This is a genomic window from Limnobaculum xujianqingii (genome assembly GCF_013394855.1).
GTDB lineage: Bacteria > Pseudomonadota > Gammaproteobacteria > Enterobacterales > Enterobacteriaceae > Limnobaculum > Limnobaculum xujianqingii.
Map to the genome: position 1 here is coordinate 1,263,434 of NZ_JABMLK010000002.1, position 18,424 is coordinate 1,281,857.

Below are 18,424 nucleotides of genomic sequence, written 5' to 3' on the forward strand. Positions count from 1 at the left end.
AATGGCGCACCCACGCGAAACAAGAGACAGGCTCCGCCGTTCCTATGTGTTTGATGGGTTATCAATGGAGATTGCCGCAGCACAACTGAGCGTTTCATTTGCAACGGCTCGCCGCTGGAAAAAAGATGCGCTCGACAAAGGGGACGATTGGGAGAAACAAAAGTCCGCGCACATGATGGCAGGAGGTGGGCTTGAGGATGTTTCGCGTTCACTGCTCTCCAATATGGTTATTCAGTTTAAAAGCACGATGGAAGCTATCAACGGCTTTGATATGTCTGTCATTGAGCCTGAAAAGCAAATGCCTTTGCTGGCAAAGCGCGTCGAAATGCTGGCAAGCCTCGCAGATGCTTATAACAAAAGCATATCAGCCAGTAAACGCCTGTTACCTGAAACCAGCCAGCTAGCCCTATCTCTGGAAGTTTTACAAAAGCTAGGTGTATTTATTTCAGAACACTACCCGCAGCATTTGCAAGCCTTCGCAGAAGTCCTAGAACCGTTCGGCGAGGTGATAGAGAAATCCTATGGATAAATTTAACTATACCCCTGAACGATTAAATGTATTGTCATCTGGAGGCGGTACACAAAGTAATGCGATTATATGCCTAATTCATGCTGGGGTACTGCCTAAGCCTGATATCATCGTAATGTCTGACACCATGCGCGAAGCGTCAAACGTCTTCACTTATCAGCGCGATCACATCGCGCCGTTATGCGATGAAATAGGCTTGGAATATGTAATTATCCCTAAGTCAGATTATGCCACCCATGACTTATCTATATCTCCCGCACATGCGCCTTTACCGGGCTATTTCACCGAAATGAACGGCAGAAAAAAGACAGGTTATTGCTCTGGAAAACAACCGGCGTTTTGTTCGGACAAATGGAAAAAGGAAGTCATTCAACGCTATTTAAATCAACGCTATGGTGAGAAGTATTTAACCCGACGTGGTGTGGATATGTGGATCGGCATATCCGTTGATGAAGCAGCCCGCCGCGCAAAAACGACTAAGGGAAAATGGCGTCGCCGCTATCCACTCATTGAACTGAACATCACTCAACCGCAGTCAGTTAAACTGGTTGAGGATTACGGCTTACCAACGCCCCCACGCTCACTGTGTTGGATGTGTCCAAATCGGTCTGATGATATGTGGTTATGGATGCGAGACAATGTCCCGGAGGATTTCGAACGCGCTTGCCTGCATGAGCGCGAGATTCAGAAAAACTGGCCTCATTTATGGCTCACAAAATATGGCGTTCCGCTTGCTACTGCCCCGATATCGAATGGGGTAACTCATGGCTAAGAAATTCTCTATCCGCGAATTTAAAAAGAATCTGGCGGAGTATGCCGCCAGCGTTCGTCGAACCATTGAGGCTAATTGTGTAGGCTTTGACCCTGACCCGCTCGCAGTACAGGAGCGCCGGAAGTTAGTCAATGAACCGGACAGCGGCTATGAGTATTTCGTTAATAACTACTTTCCACACTATGTCCGCCACACCGACAAAAGCGAACTACACAAGCACCTGTTTAAGCGACTGCCTGAAATTGTATGTCAGTTATTAGGCCAAAATGATGCTATCGCCGCCCCGCGTGGTGAGGCAAAGTCAACGCTCGTCAGTCAATTATTTGTGCTCTGGTGCATCATTCGGGGGATAAAAAAATACCCGGTTATCATAATGGACAGCATCGACCAAGCTTACCCTATGCTAGAAGCCATCAAAGCCGAGATTGAATTTAACCCACGAATAGCAATGGATTTCCCCGAGATTGCCGGAGGGGGGCGCGTATGGCAAGCCGGAACCATTGTGACCCGAAATGATGTTAAGGTCACTGTTGCGGGTAGTGGTAAGAAATTGCGGGGGCTTCGTCATGGTGCTTATCGTCCAGACTTGGTGGTGCTGGATGATATCGAAAACGACGAACAGGTCAGAAACCCGGAGCAGCGCGAGAAGCTGGAAAACTGGTTGAAAAAAACCGTGATGCCGTTGGGAGCCGCAGGGGGCAAGCTTGATATCGTCTATATCGGAACTATCCTGCATTACGATTCCGTATTAGCCCGGACGCAGAAAAACCCACTTTGGAAAACAGCCAAGTTTCAGGCCGTTATTGACTGGCCCGATAGTATGGATTTGTGGGATAAGTGGGAAGAAATACTCCGCAATGACAGCCCGGAAGCGGCAGAACTGTTTTATAAACAGAACGAAAATGACATGCTCAAAGGTTCCCGCGTTAGTTGGGCGGCTCGTCCGCTGTATGCCCTGATGTTGATCCGCGTTCGGGATGGTCATTCAACCTTTGACAGTGAGTATCAAAACGACCCGGTATCCGGCGAAGATGCCATCTTTAAAGGTTGCATTAACTTTTGGATTAACCGTTTAGCCGAGTGGGTTTTCTATGGTGCCGCAGATCCAAGTTTAGGGTTGAAAGGCGCGGGTCGTGACCCGTCAGCGTTACTTGGGGGAATGAATCGGACAACCGGCATTCTGGACGTTGTTGAAGCCTCAATTAGAAAGCGGCTCCCGGACAGGATTATTGAAGATATCATCACGTTTCAACTTGAATACGGTTGCGTCTTATGGGTTATTGAAACCGTACAGTTTCAGGAATTTTTAAGAACGGAACTGGTTAAACGCTCCGCAGAACGCGGCATCCCCGTACCGGCTCGGGCTGTAATACCGCACACAGACAAAATATTGCGAATTGAATCCCTTCAACCGCATATGGCAAACAGCTTGATCCGTCTCCATCCATCACAAAAGACATTAATTAGCCAGCTTGAGCATTTCCCCAAGGCCGATCACGATGACGGGCCAGACGCCCTGCATATGCTGTGGGCGGCGGCGCAATCAGGCATCGGCGGTCAGTTCAAATACACGCGTGTACCCGGCAAACGCGGCTCGCGATTCGGCTCTAAGGGGGCTGGTAAATCATGGCAGTATCTAAGATAGTGGATGCTAACGGGCGTCCGTTCACCAAAAAGGATTTAAAGAAAACACAGACGGCAGAAATTGCCGGGCTGCGTCATTCGTTCACCGAGCACCCCTCAAAGGGACTGTCGCTGCAAAAGCTGGCCCGCATCATGGAATCCGCAGAGCAAGGCGACCTAGCAGCACAGGCAAGCTTATTTAACGATATGCTGGAGCGTGACGGTCATATCTTTTCAGAAATGCAAAAACGCAAAAATGCATTGTTAAAACTGGATTGGAATATTAATCCCCCCGAAGATGCAACCCCGACGGAGAAGACGTTTGCAGCAAAAGTCGCGAAATGGTTTAAATCAATTCCTGATTTTGAAGACGTTATCTTAAATGCGTTGGATGCTATCGGTCATGGTTTTTCCGCACAAGAAATTGAATGGGAACAGTATCAGGGCGACTGGCTACCAAAGAAACTGCATTACAGAAAACAGACATACTTTAAAACCACCACGGAAGACGGCAACACTTTACTATTAAATGACTCGATTGAAGGTTCCCCGCTATGGCCTTTTAAATGGTTTGTCCATAAGCACAACGCAAAATCGGGCGATATTGCAGAGTCAGGGTTTGTCCGAGCGCTAGTGTGGCCTTACCTGTTTAAGAATTTCGCTATCCGTGATTTAGCCGAGTTTCTCGAAATTTACGGCCTCCCGGCCAGAATCGGAACCTATCTTCAAGGCGCTACCGAAGAAGAGAAAGACGCGCTACTCGAAGCGCTGGTTACATTGGGCCATGATGCCGCCGGGATTATTCCTTCCGGGACGGAAATAGAGTTTCAATCCGCCGCCGAGGGACAAGCGGCAAACTACGAAGTCATGATTAATTGGTGTGAGCGAACACAATCAAAAATCATTCTTGGTGCAACGCTCACCAGTCAGGCCGATTCACGCTCAAACACGAACGCCCTTGGCAATGTGCATAACGAGGTCAGGCATGACCTGACGGTCGCCGATGCCTGCCAGTTGGAAAGCACGTTCCGTGAACTAATCTTGATGTTATGTCAGCTTAATTGTGGTGAGGACTTCGACGAACGTCGGTTGCCCCGGTTTGTTTTCGACACACGAGAGATTGCCGACTTAGTAAAACTCGCGGACAGTGTGTCGAAACTGGTTGACGCCGGGGTCGATACAATCCCGGTATCATGGGTGCATGAAAAAACCGGTATTCCTCTACCTAAAGACGGTGAACCAACATTAAAACGACGGGATACTATCAATCCGGTTGCGTTATCCCAACGATATAAATCGTTTGCAGCACTCAGCCAGAAAGCCGACGACGATATCGATCAGGCACAATCCGTGCTTGATGATGCACCGGCGGCCCCTGATGCTGTTAATCAGGCTATGTTAAAGCTGATTGCACCAATGGTCACAGCATTGCAACAGGGACAAACGCCGGACGAAGCGCTCGACATTATCGCCGCCAGCTACCCGTTATTGGATGACAAAGAGCAACAACAACTACTGATGCAAGCCATCTTTGTTGCTGATGTATGGGGGCGGCTCAATGCCAACAGCTAACGGCGTTGATTTAAGCTACGTAATCGGCGTGCCGCCCGCAAAGGCTATCGAATATTTCGAATCAAAAGGCTATGCGGTTGGTTTCAACTGGCATGATGTCGAAGCCAGCGCCCACGCAAGCGCCTTCACGGTTGCCGGAATCCTCAAGCAAGATATTTTAGAGGATATCCGAAACTCATTAAACGAGCACCTAAAGAACGGCGGCACGTACAGTGATTTTCAAAAACAAATTATCCCCATTCTTGAGAAAAAAGGCTGGTTGGGTTCGGGGCTGGTTGCCGATAGCGACGGCGTGTTGCAAGGTAAGCGCATACAGCCGCGCCGATTAGAAACTATTTATCGAACCAATATGCAGGCGGCCTATAATGCCGGGCGTTATCAGGAACAATTATCCAATAAGGACAGTCGCCCTTATCTGGAACGTGTCGCCATTGCAGAACGCGCCCGGCGCACCTGTCGCTAAATGGTTTTATTGCTCACATTGACGACCCTATATGGGCCATTCTTTATCCCCCCGATGGTTATCGCTGCCGCTGTCGTTGCCGTGCTCGCTCGGGTCGTGACGTCGAGCGCTTGGGGCTAACGGTACAATCCAGTGAGGGACTATTGGTGGAGGTGTCGCAACCGTGGGGAAATGGTGAAACGCGCACCGTTACCGCGTTTAAAAATCCGCATGATGGCAAACTGTACACGCCGGACGCGGGATTTGGTCACAATCCCGGACAAGGCTATCTGTCATCATTGGGACAGCGTCTGCTTGATCGTGCCACCGTCGCAGATGTCCGCCTTGCCTCAACGGCGGTCAATGAAACACTGAAAAACCCGGCGTTATTAAACGCTGTTTCAAAGGATGTTAAAACGTTTATTGATAATACGTTAATCAATAAGCAAGCCAAAGGAATGCAACGCCATGTCGGAGCGCTCCCAGCCTCAACACTCGACCGATTATCCGAAAAAGGATTACATCCTGAATCAGCCGTTATCACCCTGACGGATAATCATTTGTTAGAAGCTCAAGCGGGGTCAGCCAGTTTGCCTGCGACATTCTGGCAACAATTACCCGCACATGTGCATAAGCCGTCAGCAATATTATTTGACACACAACAGGAAACCCCAAAGTTGCTGTATGTTTTTGATATCGATGATGCCCCCGGAAAACATGTATTGTCAGTTGCAACCCGCTTTAAAAAGCGCGACACACCTCAAGTGAAATCAGACAGCCGGGCAAATCCTATCACTCATGCAGAAACCCTACCCGATGCCGGGACGTTACGTGGCTATGAAATTTTATTTGGTGAGGTGAAATAGATGGTCAGGATTGTTATTGATATCACCCGTGCTGAAAGTGCCTTAAACGATGTGCTCGACAGCCTCGAACACAGGGAACCGTTGATGCGGGAAATTAGCGGCATCATGGCGGATGCAGTGGAAGAAAATTTCGCACAGGAAGGCCGTCCCAAATGGCTACCAATAAAGCGGGACGGAAAAATCTTACAGGATAAGGGGCATCTTGCATCCAGCATCACACCGTTTTCTGATAATGATACAGCGGGTGCGGGGTCTAACTTGAAATATGCAGCAATACAGAATAACGGTGGCACTACTCGCCCACACGTTATCCGCCCCCGAAATAAAAAGGCGTTGGCATTTGGTGGGCGCTTTGCTAAAAAAGTTAATCATCCGGGGTCAAAGATTCCGGCCCGAACGTTCTTGAGTTTAATGGATGATGATTACGACGAAATAGAAAACACCGGGATAGATTATTTATCCCGGCCTTTTGATTAAATGAAAAACGCGCTGCAATTATCGTAGCGCGTTTTTTATGACAATTTGGTAGCGTTACATAGTCCACCCCACAATAAATCCTCCTGAGAGTTTTTAAACGACGTTTAAACGCGGTTGCAATGTCTCGTTTGAATGTGCAAGATAGATTTAATCATTTCCCCTCTTATAACACCCCCTGAACCCCATCACGCCGCCGCCGTTTAATCGGGCTGTCATCATGCCCGAATGAAACTAAAAATCGCCGCATTAACATTCGAACTTCAAGACGCCGGTAACACCATTCAATTACTCCCGGCGGGTAAGTTTCGCGCCACTGATGGTCGCCCGTTTGAGTGCGACGATTGGTTTATCGATGCCGATATCGCCGCAAGCTTGATTGCAAAAGCACAGGCAAAAGCGAATCGCCTCCCCATTGATTACGAACACCAGACATTAAAATCCGCGCAGAACGGCAAACCGGCCCCGGCTGCGGGTTGGTTTAAGCAGATGGAATGGCGCGACGTTGTTGGCTTATTTGCTATTGACGTGGACTGGACAGCCGATGCCGCAAAAATGATTGCGGCAAAAGAGTATCGCTATATATCAGCGGTATTTATCTATGACAAAACCACCGGGCGAGTAATTGAGGTGTTACATGCTGCCCTGACCAATACCCCCGCTCTTGATGGCATGGAAGAAGTAACCCTCGCGGCGGCGTCTTATGCTGCGGGCTACCTTGCCGACTTATCCCGAAACCCACAACTTAACATTGAGGATACAACCGCAATGGAAGACTTACTCGAACAGCTCCGCTGGATGCTGAACTTGCCCCTGTCCGCGACACTGGAAGAGGTAAAAGCAGAGCTGCAAAAGCTGATTGATAAACTTACTGACGGCGCAGGCACCACGGCTGCAAGCGTTAATTTAATCACTTTGTTACAAGAGAAAGAGCAAAAAATCACAGCGCTTTCTCAGCAAACAACCGCGTTAGCCTCGCAGGTTGCCACGCTATCAACCAACGTCCCACAAGACGTCGTTATTAAGCTGCAACATGAAGTTGCCGACCTGAAAGCCGATCGCGAAAAGCGCGCAAAGGATGAAATGGAAAGCGCGATTGTAGCGGCATTATCTGACGGACGCTTAACTAAGGCGCTGGAACCGTGGGCGCGTGATACTGCAAAAACCAATCCGGATGCGGTGAAATCCTTCCTCGCCTCTGCCAAGCCGATTGCATCACTTAATCAGATGCAAACTGACGGTAAAGATTTTGCTCAGTCAGATAAAACCTACGGGCTGGACGCTGACGCGCTGGCGATGTGCGCCACCTTAGGCGTTAGCCCTGAAGAGTTCGCCGCAACCATGAAGGGGGATGCGTAATGGATAGAAAAACCAGCTACCGGGATGGAGAAATTATTCCGGTTCAAATTGCCGCGAACACGGTTATTTATGCCGGGAATATGGTTTGCACAAACGCTGCCGGATTTGCTGTTCTGGCAAGTACTACAACGGGCCTGACAACCGTTGGCATGGCAACAGAATTTATTGATAACCGTGGCGGTGCAAACGGTGATGCTTTTGTCCTTGTGCGTCGGGGTAAAGCCTTCAACTTTGCGAATAGTTCATCCGCCCCGGTATCGCAAGCCCTTGTCGGCAAGTCATGTTATGTCGCGGATAGTCAGACTGTCGCGGCAACGGGAGATATTGTCGCCGGGAAAGTGCTTTTTATCGATGCTGACGGCATTTGGGTTGAGATTTAACAACGGAGAAATGAACTGTGACTATTAACGGTGGAGCAATTAAGAATATTTATGTTGGTTTAAAAACGCTTTTCCAAAAAGCATTTAAAGAAACCAACTCCGATTGGGAAAAGTTGGCAATGAAAGTCACGTCAACAACCAGTGAGGAGCATTACTGGTGGTTAGACCGCTTCCCAAAATTGAAAAAATGGATTGGCGAAAAAGTCGTTAAAGCACTGGGCGCGTTTAAATACACGTTGGTGAATGAAGACTATGAAGCCACCGTCGCCATTAAACGCAATCACATTAAAGACAATCAACTTGCCGGATATAACATTCAAGCCAGTGCGGCGGGTAAATCGGCGAAAGAATGGCCCGCTGATTTGGTTTTTGCATTATTGCCCGGTGGTTTCATTAATGAATGCTACGACGGTCAACCGTTCTTTGATACTGACCATCCCGTCGGCAAAAGCTTTGTTTCCAATAAAGGGAAAAAAGCCTTATCCGCTGCTACGGCTGCGGCAGCAAAAGCCAGTTACGGGGCAGCAAGAACGGCAATGCGAAAATTTAAGGATGATGAAGGAGCTGCGTTAAAAATTAAACCCAATTTATTAGTGGTTCCGCCAGCATTAGAAGATGTCGCCCGCACGATTTGTGAGGCTGAAAAGTTCGAGAACGGCGACCGCAACATCTACAAAGGCACCGCAGAAGTATTGGTCGTTGATGACTTGGACGACGACGCACAATGGTTCCTGTTTGATACTAATCAGATTATCAAACCTCTGATTTTCCAAGAGCGCGAAGCGCCAGAGTTTGTTAATCAAACCAACATAGACTCTGACGATGTATTCAATAAAGCAGAATACAAATTCAGTGTTGAGGCTCGCGGCGCGGCTGGGTATGGATTCTGGCAAATGGCTTACGGTTCAACGGGAGAGGAAGCGTAATGAAAGTTCGTATTACTGCAAAACGTGACGGCTTTTGCCGTTGCGGCATGTCGCACTCAAGCGAAGCAACAACCCACCCGGAAGGCACATTCACGAAAGCTCAAATCAAAGAGCTACAGGAAAGCCCACAACTGGTCGTTGAGTTATTGAAGGATGACAAGGAAGCCACACCACCAACGGATATCACTGCGTTGTTAGTTGCCGAGCGTCAGAAAATAGAAGACGAATATAATCGCCTGTTGGTGGAGGAGAGAACCCGACTGGCGGAGGAAAGCGCCGCTGCTCTGGAAACGGAAAAAGCCAAATTAACGGCAAGTCTCGAAGCTGACAAGGACGATAAATCCAAACAGAACGAGGCTGACACTAAAGAAGACAAAGCCGCGAACAAAGGTAAATAGCAATGTACGCACAGCGACAGGACATGGAAGACGTTTTTGGATTGAAAGAAGTTATCACCCTGACTGACAGAAACCGGCTGGGAGAGATTGACGACGTGGTTTTGCGAAAAGCTTTAGCGCGGGCCAGTTCTGAAATTGATAGTTACATCGGTAGCCGTTACACGCTCCCTTTGTCTGCTGACATCATCCCGGAGGCGTTAGTGGATCGTTGCTGTGATATCACTCGTTTCAAGCTCTGCGGAACAAGTGGCGTACAACTGACAGAGGAAATCCGGGCGCGTTATGAAGACGCCGTCCGGTACTTGGAGCAAATCGCGTCAGGCAAAATCAAACTAGGCACAGGCGGGATAGGCACAGCAAAGACCACTAACACAGTGAAATTTGCGTCCGGTGGTCGCCAGTTTGGCAGAGATAAAACCAATGGAGGTGCATTTTGAATCCAAGTGATATCGAGCATGCTATTTGTGAGCGTCTTCGGGCTGGACTCGGCAGGATGGTTGACAGTGTACAAAGCTATGGCGGCGAGCTGGATGGCAATCCGCATGAAATTATCCGGGTATTGCCGGGCGCGTGGGTGACGTTTGGTGGCATTCACAAGACTGAGAAAACCAACACTACCGGACGTAAATTTCGTGACCATGCACGCTTTGCGGTGATAGTTGCTGACCGAAACATCCGCAGCGAAACAGCCTCGCGACAGGGTGGCGTATTGGAAAGCGAAGTCGGAACAAACCTTCTTGTGACTGCCGTTCGTCGTTTACTGACTGGACAGTCATTGGGCTTAAAAATCTCTTGTTTGACTCCGGGTCGTGTTCGCTCGCTGTTTAATACACAGTTAGAACAACAGGCCGTATCAGCGTTCGCTTGCGAATTCGACACCAGTTGGTTCTATTCCTCATTGGACGATAGCCGATTCCCTGAAACCCCATTAAACCCGGCTGGCGAAGTAGACATCACGCATCCGGATTACCCGTTCACCCGTTATCGGGGTGCGATTGATGAGCCGTACCCGGACTTAAAAACCATCAAGCTGAAAATTGATGAAGTCAACACCCCGTTAAACCCTGACTTAGAAGGACAAGTCACCTATGACTAAGACATTAACGGTCATTGCTGCAACGGGCGTTGAAGTCCCGATGTATGCAGACCCTAAACACTATATTACTGATGCAGAAGCGGTCACGGTTGAGGATAACGCCTATTATCGCCGCTGTATTAAAAGCGGTGATTTAGTGTATCCACCTGCGCTGCCGGAACCCGAAGTCCTGACAGTCGCAACCGACAGCAAAGCCAAGAAAAAAGGGGCGACAGATGGCGAGTGATAACATTACGCTTGAACAAATCCCGGCAAGCACCCGTAAACCCAGCAAGCATATTGAATTCAATTTAAAACTAGCAGTAACAACGTTACCCACTAACCGTCAGACAGTATTAATCATTGGTCAGATGTTATCACCGATTGCCGGAACAATGGTGGCACCACTGACAACACAATATGTGTTTTCCGATGATGAAGCAGCAAGCTATTTCGGGCGTGGGTCGTTGGCGCATTTGATGGCAAAAGAAGCCATGACCGCGAATCCGTATATCAATTTAAGCGTTATCGGGGTTGAAGATGCGGAAGGAAGTCAGGTCGCAAAAGGTTCATTAAAACTGACCGGTACGGCAACCAATGCAGGCGTAATCAGCTTGTATATCGCCACCACTCGAATTGATATAACCAGTCGTAACGGTGATGACGCAGCAACGTTGATGGCGTCACTTGTCACCGCTTTAAATAAAAACCCTGACTTACCCGTCACAGCGGCAATCACAGCCGAAACGGTGACAATTACAGCTAAAAACAAAGGCGCATTTGGTAACGATATTATTTTGCGGGCAACCTCTACCGTTGCCGGAATTACCAGTGAATTAACGCCGATGGCAGGTGGACTGCTGGAAGTTGATATCCGCGATGCATTAGCGGCTATCTTCGCCGCACGATTTAACATTCTGGTTTGCCCGTTCTCGTCTGAGGATGCGTTAACCGCATTACGTGACCACTTGGACAAGGTAAGTCATCCGATGGAGCAACGTCCCGCGATTGGCGTTGCAGGTTGGCGTAAATCGTTTGCAACCGGAACCACACTGACCAAGAAAATCAACAGCGGGCGAGTCATGGTCGGTTGGCACAATGATTCAGCTCTGATGCCGTGCATTATTGCAGCAGGATTTGCGGCAGTGACCGCCAGCGAAGAAGATCCCGCCCGCCCGTTAAATGGCCTGCCGATTTTGGGGCTGGACGTGACGTCGCTTGAATCTCAACCGGGACGAACAGAACAAGAAGCCACGCTCTATAACGGCTTGACACCGTTAGAAGTTGGGCCGGGAGACAAAGTTCAAATTGTCCGGGCCATCTCAACATATACCGTTAATGATTCTGGAACGGATGATATCTCACTATTGGATATCACCACGATCAGGACTCTGGACTATACCCGAAAAGCGATTGTTGAGCGCTGGAGCCTACGTTTTCCGCGTGAAAAACTGAGCGAAAGAACCCCACCGAAAGTGCGTTCTGAAACGCTGGACGTTTTATTCCTGCTTGAACGATTAGAGATTCTGGAGAACGTTGAAGCAAACAAAGCTAAGTTGCTTTCAGAGCGCGACTTACAAAATCCGGGAACGCTTAACGTTAAGATTCCTGCGGATGTGGTTAACGGCCTGCATGTTATCGCTGGCGTTATCGACCTGTATTTATAAGGGGGGTTAAATGGCTGATGAATACGTCGGCGCTATCTCGCTGGAACTGGATAGTCGCGAAATCGAAGTCACCGAAGTTTCGGTCAATATACAAACAGGCCGAAAACTGGTTAAAACGATGAATAAATCAGGCCGTGCGAAGGGCTTTGCGCGTGGTGTTGAAGAAATTGAAATCGATGTTACCGCCGTTGTTCCGCTTGATGGTGAAGTCGATTGGAAAGGCATTGAAGGTGCGAAGATTACCACAACGCCAATCAGCGGCAGCGGTGGTAAACGAACGTCTTATCAAGACTGTTTTACAACCAGCGTTGGTCGTCAGTACACCGTTGATAATGAAGCTCGCATCAATTTAAAAATGAATGCACTACGTGAGGTTATCGAGTAATGAACGGTATACGCATAGCGTTAGATTATGGTGTTGAATTCGACGGTGTTATCCACTACGACTGTGAAGTCGGCTTGCCGACGGTGGGAGCTTCCAGTGCGGCGGTGGTTGAAACGGTAAACCGTTTCGGCTCAATGGATACGCAGGAAGCACAGACATTCTATTCTGTTGCACTCAAAGCCTATTCATTAATCAGTTTGGGAGATATCCCGAAAGAGGAAATCACCGGAGCACTGATTGATGCCGCCTTATTGGACGATGATTACGACCTGATTGTCGCTGCGATTAATGACCTGAAAAAAAAGCGCAAGCGCGGGAAGACGCGCTCGCCGGATACCGTCTCGCCGTCCTTGCCCTCGGACGATACGGAATCACCGAAGGCCAAATCGGGCGAATGAGCATGACAGAGCTTGAGGGATATCTTTCCGCGTTCGGCAAGTTAAACGGCAAGAAAACCTCTCGCTTACCTTCTCGGGATAAAGACGGACACACAAAGCGCTTTATATCAAAACGTCAGAAAAAAGGAGCTTAACGCGCCATGAGTAATCGAAACCTTGAAGTTGCAATGACGCTGACAGCAAACGATCGGGCATCAAAGCCGGTATCCGCTGCTGTTAGTCAGTTAGTCGAGGCGACAAGCAAAGCAACCAAGGCAAGCGAAAAGCAAGGCGCAGCACAGACGAAAGCCGCTGCCGAGGGTGAAAAAGGTACAAAACAAGCATCCAAAGCAGCGGCAGAACTGGCAAACAGTATCGGTAAGACTAACCGAGCCAGTGAACAACAGGTTAATGCACAGCGAAAAGCCTCAGCCGAGGGAATTAAAACAGCCCGAACGCTAATGAGCGAACAACAAAAAGCTGCACGAGCAAGGGAAACTCTCGGCATTCGCTCTGAACATAGTATCCGTCGGGAAATTCAACAAACCGAGGCCGCTTATAATCGTCTAGCCCGTTCAGGCACCCTGTCTGCCCGTGAGCAATCCCGCGCTTACAATCAGATGCGCGGGCGTGTTGCTGAACTACGAAAAGAAATGCAAGGCGTTACCCGGTTACAGCAGATAAAAAACATCGGTTCTGGTGTGGCGCAAATTGGTGCAGGAATCACCGCAGGCGCAATGGTGCTGGCTCAACCGGTTAAAAATCAAATGAGTTTTGATCGCCGGGTTGCCATGATGGCAAATACAGCTTATGAAGGTGAAGGTATCGAAGGCCGTATTAAAGGCAAAGAAACACTATCTAAAAGCATTCGGACGGCGGTTGAGTATGGAGGCGGCACAAAAGAAAGCGCCGCCGAGGTGCTCGATAAGATGCTAGCATCCGGCGCAGTTAGCGCGGATTCTGCAAACAATTTACTCCCTATTTTACAAAAATACTCGACGTCTACCGGGGCCAGTACTTCTGACTTAGCCGGGATTGCGATTAGTTTAAAACGCTCATTTGGTGTTGAAGATAAAGACATCGAGAAAGCGTTAAACATGGCAATTGTTGCCGGGCAAGCGGGTTCATTTGAATTGGCAGACATGGCGCAATATTTACCCAACCATTTAGCCGCCGCCGGTAATGCCGGTATGAGGGGGTTAGATGATTTCGCAACGTTGCTGGCCTTTAACCAGACATCAGCAATTACCGCTGGCAGCAGCCCGCGAGAAAGGCGTTAACGCAATTGATGGTTTTGTCGGCATCATTGATAAAGTGGTCGCCAATGACAATCAATATCAGGCATTGCAGGAAAAATTAAAAACCGCTAAAGGGGCTGATCGTCTTGAAACATTGAACTCGATGTCCTCAATTTTGGAAGGTTCAGCCGTTGGTAAAATGGTTAACGACCAACAGGCACTAAAAGCCCTTATCGGTTATCGGGCCAACCGGGATTATGCAAAAGAAGTGACCGACGCGAGCAACGCTCAACGAAACCTATCCGGCGACCAACTGGCAGGTAATGTCAACTTTGAGGTGATTAAATCAACCAATGATTTTCAAACAGAACGCCTGAGCAATGCAAAAGATTTCGGCAGCATGGATGCCATGACGCCGCTATCAAATGCTATCGGAAAAGTATCTCAGGAGTTAAGCGATTTAAGCTTGAGATTTCCGGATTTTACCGCATGGGTTGCAGGTTCCACCGATGGATTAAAAGCGCTTGCCGCTGCTGCAATGGCTATCGGTGGCGCAAAAATGTTGTTAGGTAATGGTGGTTTGAGTGGTGCTGGTGGTGGCTTAGGTGGCCTTACTGGCTCCGGTGGTGGTGGCGTGATGCGGTTTCCAGAACGTTTATTAAACGCGACACAGGGAACCACAAACGCCGTTCCGGTGTTTGTAACCAACTGGCAGGATAACCAAGGCTCAGGTAATGACGACTTTGAAAAACCAGACCTTGATACAGGTTTATTAAATGGTGCGTTAGCATTGGTTACAGAGCAATGGAACATTGCGGAAGAGGCAAAAAGACAAGGTATTTCACCGGCTGAACTTGCCGCCAGGCGCGGCGAAGAACGCGGAGAAAAGGCCAATAAATGGTTAGAGGAAATTGGATTTAACCCGAATAAATTTCTTGAAGAAAACGTCTTTTCACCTGTCTCTGGTTGGTTCAACTCCCTTGTATCTGGCGGCAATGTAAATCAGCCTCCGGTTGTTTCAGGAAACCGCACCCATTAACCTTAGTAATATAACGAAATTAATTGTTGATGGACGCACTCTGCGGAAGTGGTTAACCAGCATAACGATATAAAAATAAAACGTGGTTATGTGGGAGCAGAATTATAATGGCATGGTCTGAATATATGCTTGATGCTTCATTTCGGGGCGTTCGCTTTGATGTCATTCAGACGCGGGACTCTGTATCACGTTCGGTGGCTGTTCATGAATACCCTTATCAGGACGGCGGCGACGTCGAAGATTTAGGCCGTCAGCCTCGCAATAGTCGCATGACTGCGCTGTTTTGGGGTGATACTTACGAACAACAATTACAAGCCTTTATCGTCGCACTGGATACTTACGGAAGCGCTGAACTGATACACCGATTTTTGGTTCAATGCCTAATATGCAATGTATCGAATACGGCATCGACCACACACGCCGACAATGTCGATCATTGCTATGTTGAGCTGGTGTTTCTCGAAGCTACCCCGGCAACCCGTTTTTTATGCAAGAGTTCACTCTGTCAAAACTGGACGAAATACGCAATAAAATTCAGGGGTACTTGATGGGTTGCAAGGTATTTTAGATGCAGTTATTGCGCCATTAAAGACAGCACAAAAATACATGGCAAAGATTAAAGCGCTTGGCTCTGTCATGGTTAATATGGTGACGGTATTTCGTGTGTGATATTGTTGGTTTTATCAGTAGTGTGAAGGATTTTATTAACTATCCGGGCGCATTTTCTTAGCGACCTGCGCTCCGCTTTAGACTTAACCTCGTTGAGTTCAAAATCATCAACAACAAACAGTATTACCGCATATAGTGATAATACGATTTCAGACTGGAAAGAAACCAAATATCAATTAAACGCGATTGCGGCTATCCCTAACGCCATGATAACCGGTGAAACTGACGCGCCGGTCAGTATGCCTGCCGGTGCCACACTGGATGATATCAAAGAGCTAAACGCCATTGTGACTGCCGAAGTTGCCGCCGAGCTGACAAAAAATGCCGTAGAGATTTTGACCGACAAAGAACAGCTTGAAAAGCTTTCCCCTGATGACATCGAAATGATTGTGAATGATGTCCGGGAATCACTACAGAACGTTATTGACCAACATCGCGAACTGTACGAGCCTGAAATGCAAAGCGTCAGCAGTAGCCCGACAGATATTGCGTTGCGCTGGCAACCGGTCGTCTTGTCGTTAAAAGATATCGCGCTTGATGTACAAAATCTTGGCAATGCCGCCATTATGGCCCGCCCACCACTGGTACGCCGACGCATTGAGTCTGACTGTAATTTCCATTTACTCGCGCATAAGTTATACGGGGATTATCAACGCGCCGCCGAACTGTATCGGTTAAATCCTACTATCCGGGATTCTAATAATATCAAACAAGGTGATTTCATTTATGCCTACGCCAGATAATCAAACTCAAGACAATATCGACATTAACACGGTGAGCGTGATTATTAATGGGAAAGCTCACAGCAGTTGGACGCAATACAGCATCGACTCAGATTTTCTGACCCCTGCGGATGCGTGGAGCGTGTCTCTTGGTATCCCGGACGGCATTTTCCCGGATGATATCGCCGCAGGGATGCCCGTTACGGTTCAGGTTGGAAATGATACGGTTTTAGACGGTCGCATAGACCGCCGCCGCCGTTCTGTTCGTCGTGGTCAGACTACGCTATCGCTTAACGGACGGGATAAAGCCGGGATGTTGTATGACTGTTCCGCCCCCATATTTACCGCAAAACAACTGACATTAGAAGAAATTGTCGCCAGTATTGTTCGCCCTTTTGGTATTACAAAAATCCGTATTGATGCTGAGGCAACCACTATTAGCGACAAAATCAGCGTTGAACCGGGGGTGTCAGCTTGGGAAGCGCTGACCCGTGCTGCTAAAAATAGCGGCTTATGGCCTTGGTTTGACCCTGATGGGACGTTAGTTATCGGCGGGGCCGACTACACAATGCCGCCTGTAGCGTCGTTAATAATGCGTTTTGAAGGGGACGAAAATAACGTGATTTCAATTGATGAAACCACATCAATTGAAGGCAGTTTTTCTGAGTTAACGTTATTGGGACAAGGTCACGCGCAACGGTCATCGGGTAGCAGCAAAAGTAAAGATATTGGCATTGTTGATATCAGTTCCAACGAAAGCAGCAATAATGATTATGTGACCAGTTCTGCCGAAATTGGCTCACACAACATGAAAGTGGTTGTCTCTGACCTTGACATCCCATTTTATCGACCTAAAATCGCTACAGCAGGCGATATTGATAATATTGAACAGTTACGCTATCAGGCGCGAAAAATGCTTTCTGATGCGAAGCTGAACGCGTTTGATTTGGTTGTCGAAGTCAGAGGCCACAGAACGTCTGATGACGTTTTATGGTCGCCCGGACAGCGCATTCATGTTATTAGCGAACCTCACGACATAGACAGCGTCTATTTTTTGATGTCTCGCACGTTTATTGGTGGGCGCAATTCTGGCACCTATACCGTATTGGGACTTAAACAAGATGGTGTCTGGATACCAGATGCATACAAGAAAAAGAAAGAAAAACGCAAAGCAAAAAAAGGCAGTAAAAAAGGCAAGAAGGAGATAGGCATTGTCGACATTAGCTGAAATCAGTAAACAGGTTAACCGTCAATTAAACGGCATTAGACAGGCATTTAGAGGGGTGTTAACTCGCGTTAACAGTACTGGAGCCGCACAGGCTGTGCAGGCCGAAGCTCTGAACAATGAACCGTTGCAAGACGTCGAATATTTCCAACATTACGGCCTGACCAGTAATCCGCCTGCCGGAACGGCGGCAATCATGCTACCGCTGAACGGTAAAACGAGCTATAGTATTGTTATTGCGACAGAGCATGGACAATATCGATTGCAGGGTTTGAAATCCGGAGAGGTGGCAATCTATACCGATGAAGAAGCAAAAATTGTTTTAAAGCGTGGACGAATCATCGAAGTTGATTGTGATATTTACCGGGTTAACTGCCTGTCATTCGAAGTCAACGCCAGTGATAAAACAGATTTTAATACACCCATGCTGACTACTAGTGAACAAATGACAGCAAAAGCCAAAATCACCGGGCAAGGTGGCATGGCGATATCTGGTGGAAATGGCGGCGTAAGCGCAACTATTGACGGAACGTTAAAAGCCACGCAAGATATTGTCGCTGGAACCGTTAGCGTACAAAAGCATATTCACAACGGCGACTCCGGCGGCACAACCAGCCCGCCGAAACAATAAATTCCCCCCTGAACCCCATCAACCCGCAATTGTTTATCCATGCAGCCATAATCGC

The 18,424-nt window shown here is 48.2% G+C and carries 22 protein-coding genes and 1 pseudogene; all 23 read left to right on the plus strand.

Features of this window, described 5'->3' with window-relative positions; genetic code table 11:
* Position 1 precedes the first annotated feature (1 nt).
* The 23 genes and pseudogenes from GOL65_RS19825 (at position 2) to GOL65_RS19930 (ending at position 18,369) form a co-directional block, all read left to right on the plus strand.
* Entirely contained in the window at positions 2–529 is a 528-nt protein-coding gene (locus tag GOL65_RS19825) for a DUF1804 family protein (RefSeq protein WP_130590466.1), read from the plus strand.
* Entirely contained in the window at positions 522–1,301 is a 780-nt protein-coding gene (locus GOL65_RS19830; protein WP_140918442.1) for a hypothetical protein, read from the plus strand. The genes GOL65_RS19825 and GOL65_RS19830 overlap by 8 nt, the downstream gene beginning before the upstream one ends.
* Positions 1,294–2,946, plus strand: coding sequence for a phage terminase large subunit (gene terL / locus GOL65_RS19835; RefSeq protein ID WP_179038506.1), 1,653 nt, complete (start codon positions 1,294–1,296; stop codon positions 2,944–2,946). The genes GOL65_RS19830 and terL overlap by 8 nt, the downstream gene beginning before the upstream one ends.
* Complete coding sequence (locus tag GOL65_RS19840; RefSeq protein ID WP_140918444.1) at positions 2,928–4,496, plus strand: DUF935 domain-containing protein; 1,569 nt, start codon at positions 2,928–2,930, stop codon at positions 4,494–4,496. Before terL ends, GOL65_RS19840 begins: the two co-directional genes overlap by 19 nt.
* Positions 4,483–4,979 (plus strand): annotated as a pseudogene (locus GOL65_RS19845) (phage head morphogenesis protein); the annotation flags it as partial. The gene GOL65_RS19840 and the pseudogene GOL65_RS19845, both read left to right, overlap by 14 nt.
* A gap of 132 nt (positions 4,980–5,111) precedes the next feature.
* The gene (locus tag GOL65_RS19850; RefSeq protein ID WP_228723123.1) at positions 5,112–5,804 is read left to right on the plus strand and encodes a hypothetical protein; all 693 of its coding nucleotides are present in this window, start codon (positions 5,112–5,114) and stop codon (positions 5,802–5,804) included.
* Positions 5,805–6,281 carry a phage virion morphogenesis protein gene (locus GOL65_RS19855; protein WP_140918446.1) on the plus strand — a complete coding sequence of 159 codons (477 nt, stop codon included), beginning with the start codon at positions 5,805–5,807 and terminating at the stop codon, positions 6,279–6,281. It begins immediately after the preceding gene.
* A gap of 225 nt (positions 6,282–6,506) precedes the next feature.
* Positions 6,507–7,637 (plus strand): phage protease, encoded by a 1,131-nt coding sequence (locus tag GOL65_RS19860; RefSeq protein ID WP_140918447.1) that lies wholly within the window; start codon positions 6,507–6,509, stop codon positions 7,635–7,637.
* On the plus strand, positions 7,637–8,017 hold the full coding sequence (locus GOL65_RS19865) for a hypothetical protein (RefSeq protein ID WP_140918448.1): 381 nt from the start codon (positions 7,637–7,639) through the stop codon (positions 8,015–8,017). Before GOL65_RS19860 ends, GOL65_RS19865 begins: the two co-directional genes overlap by 1 nt.
* Positions 8,018–8,034: 17 nt before the next feature.
* On the plus strand, positions 8,035–8,943 hold the full coding sequence (locus GOL65_RS19870) for a Mu-like prophage major head subunit gpT family protein (RefSeq protein WP_228723028.1): 909 nt from the start codon (positions 8,035–8,037) through the stop codon (positions 8,941–8,943).
* Positions 8,943–9,341, plus strand: a complete 399-nt coding sequence (locus GOL65_RS19875) for an HI1506-related protein (RefSeq protein WP_140918449.1) — start codon at positions 8,943–8,945, stop codon at positions 9,339–9,341. The genes GOL65_RS19870 and GOL65_RS19875 overlap by 1 nt, the downstream gene beginning before the upstream one ends.
* A gap of 2 nt (positions 9,342–9,343) precedes the next feature.
* Positions 9,344–9,778: a gp436 family protein gene (locus GOL65_RS19880; protein WP_140918450.1), complete on the plus strand. Its 435-nt coding sequence runs from the start codon at positions 9,344–9,346 to the stop codon at positions 9,776–9,778.
* A complete protein-coding gene (locus tag GOL65_RS19885) occupies positions 9,775–10,437 on the plus strand; it encodes a DUF1834 family protein (protein ID WP_140918451.1) in 663 nt (220 codons plus the stop codon). The genes GOL65_RS19880 and GOL65_RS19885 overlap by 4 nt, the downstream gene beginning before the upstream one ends.
* Complete coding sequence (locus tag GOL65_RS19890) at positions 10,430–10,663, plus strand: DUF2635 domain-containing protein (protein ID WP_140918452.1); 234 nt, start codon at positions 10,430–10,432, stop codon at positions 10,661–10,663. Before GOL65_RS19885 ends, GOL65_RS19890 begins: the two co-directional genes overlap by 8 nt.
* A complete protein-coding gene (locus GOL65_RS19895) occupies positions 10,653–12,083 on the plus strand; it encodes a phage tail sheath subtilisin-like domain-containing protein (RefSeq protein ID WP_140918453.1) in 1,431 nt (476 codons plus the stop codon). Before GOL65_RS19890 ends, GOL65_RS19895 begins: the two co-directional genes overlap by 11 nt.
* Positions 12,084–12,093: 10 nt before the next feature.
* A complete protein-coding gene (locus tag GOL65_RS19900) occupies positions 12,094–12,468 on the plus strand; it encodes a phage tail protein (RefSeq protein WP_130590454.1) in 375 nt (124 codons plus the stop codon).
* On the plus strand, positions 12,468–12,866 hold the full coding sequence (locus tag GOL65_RS19905) for a hypothetical protein (protein WP_140918454.1): 399 nt from the start codon (positions 12,468–12,470) through the stop codon (positions 12,864–12,866). Before GOL65_RS19900 ends, GOL65_RS19905 begins: the two co-directional genes overlap by 1 nt.
* Before the next feature lie 140 nt (positions 12,867–13,006).
* Positions 13,007–14,125, plus strand: a complete 1,119-nt coding sequence (locus tag GOL65_RS19910) for a phage tail tape measure protein (protein WP_140918455.1) — start codon at positions 13,007–13,009, stop codon at positions 14,123–14,125.
* Positions 14,049–15,122, plus strand: coding sequence for a hypothetical protein (locus tag GOL65_RS19915; protein ID WP_179038507.1), 1,074 nt, complete (start codon positions 14,049–14,051; stop codon positions 15,120–15,122). Before GOL65_RS19910 ends, GOL65_RS19915 begins: the two co-directional genes overlap by 77 nt.
* A 107-nt stretch (positions 15,123–15,229) precedes the next feature.
* Entirely contained in the window at positions 15,230–15,670 is a 441-nt protein-coding gene (locus GOL65_RS22320; RefSeq protein WP_228723166.1) for a DNA circularization N-terminal domain-containing protein, read from the plus strand.
* Between the two features lie 213 nt (positions 15,671–15,883).
* Positions 15,884–16,534, plus strand: coding sequence for a hypothetical protein (locus GOL65_RS22325; RefSeq protein ID WP_228723168.1), 651 nt, complete (start codon positions 15,884–15,886; stop codon positions 16,532–16,534).
* Complete coding sequence (locus GOL65_RS19925) at positions 16,518–17,741, plus strand: phage baseplate assembly protein (RefSeq protein WP_179038508.1); 1,224 nt, start codon at positions 16,518–16,520, stop codon at positions 17,739–17,741. Before GOL65_RS22325 ends, GOL65_RS19925 begins: the two co-directional genes overlap by 17 nt.
* On the plus strand, positions 17,725–18,369 hold the full coding sequence (locus GOL65_RS19930) for a phage baseplate assembly protein V (protein ID WP_140918458.1): 645 nt from the start codon (positions 17,725–17,727) through the stop codon (positions 18,367–18,369). The genes GOL65_RS19925 and GOL65_RS19930 overlap by 17 nt, the downstream gene beginning before the upstream one ends.
* Positions 18,370–18,424: the final 55 nt, after the last annotated feature.

Excerpts from the sequence above, each read along its gene's own strand:
- GOL65_RS19830 (WP_140918442.1), top strand. The coding sequence starts at position 522 with ATGGATAAATTTAACTATACCCCTGAACGATTAAATGTATTGTCATCT.
- GOL65_RS19860 (WP_140918447.1), top strand. The coding sequence starts at position 6,507 with ATGAAACTAAAAATCGCCGCATTAACATTCGAACTTCAAGACGCCGGT.
- GOL65_RS19895 (WP_140918453.1), top strand. The coding sequence starts at position 10,653 with ATGGCGAGTGATAACATTACGCTTGAACAAATCCCGGCAAGCACCCGT.
- GOL65_RS19840 (WP_140918444.1), top strand. The coding sequence starts at position 2,928 with ATGGCAGTATCTAAGATAGTGGATGCTAACGGGCGTCCGTTCACCAAA.
- GOL65_RS19880 (WP_140918450.1), top strand. The coding sequence starts at position 9,344 with ATGTACGCACAGCGACAGGACATGGAAGACGTTTTTGGATTGAAAGAA.
- GOL65_RS19910 (WP_140918455.1), top strand. The coding sequence starts at position 13,007 with ATGAGTAATCGAAACCTTGAAGTTGCAATGACGCTGACAGCAAACGAT.
- GOL65_RS19915 (WP_179038507.1), top strand. The coding sequence starts at position 14,049 with ATGATTTCGCAACGTTGCTGGCCTTTAACCAGACATCAGCAATTACCG.
- GOL65_RS22320 (WP_228723166.1), top strand. The coding sequence starts at position 15,230 with ATGGCATGGTCTGAATATATGCTTGATGCTTCATTTCGGGGCGTTCGC.
- GOL65_RS19925 (WP_179038508.1), top strand. The coding sequence starts at position 16,518 with ATGCCTACGCCAGATAATCAAACTCAAGACAATATCGACATTAACACG.
- GOL65_RS19905 (WP_140918454.1), top strand. The coding sequence starts at position 12,468 with ATGAACGGTATACGCATAGCGTTAGATTATGGTGTTGAATTCGACGGT.
- GOL65_RS19865 (WP_140918448.1), top strand. The coding sequence starts at position 7,637 with ATGGATAGAAAAACCAGCTACCGGGATGGAGAAATTATTCCGGTTCAA.
- GOL65_RS19875 (WP_140918449.1), top strand. The coding sequence starts at position 8,943 with ATGAAAGTTCGTATTACTGCAAAACGTGACGGCTTTTGCCGTTGCGGC.
- GOL65_RS19825 (WP_130590466.1), top strand. The coding sequence starts at position 2 with ATGGCGCACCCACGCGAAACAAGAGACAGGCTCCGCCGTTCCTATGTG.
- GOL65_RS19900 (WP_130590454.1), top strand. The coding sequence starts at position 12,094 with ATGGCTGATGAATACGTCGGCGCTATCTCGCTGGAACTGGATAGTCGC.
- GOL65_RS19855 (WP_140918446.1), top strand. The coding sequence starts at position 5,805 with ATGGTCAGGATTGTTATTGATATCACCCGTGCTGAAAGTGCCTTAAAC.
- terL (WP_179038506.1), top strand. The coding sequence starts at position 1,294 with ATGGCTAAGAAATTCTCTATCCGCGAATTTAAAAAGAATCTGGCGGAG.
- GOL65_RS19890 (WP_140918452.1), top strand. The coding sequence starts at position 10,430 with ATGACTAAGACATTAACGGTCATTGCTGCAACGGGCGTTGAAGTCCCG.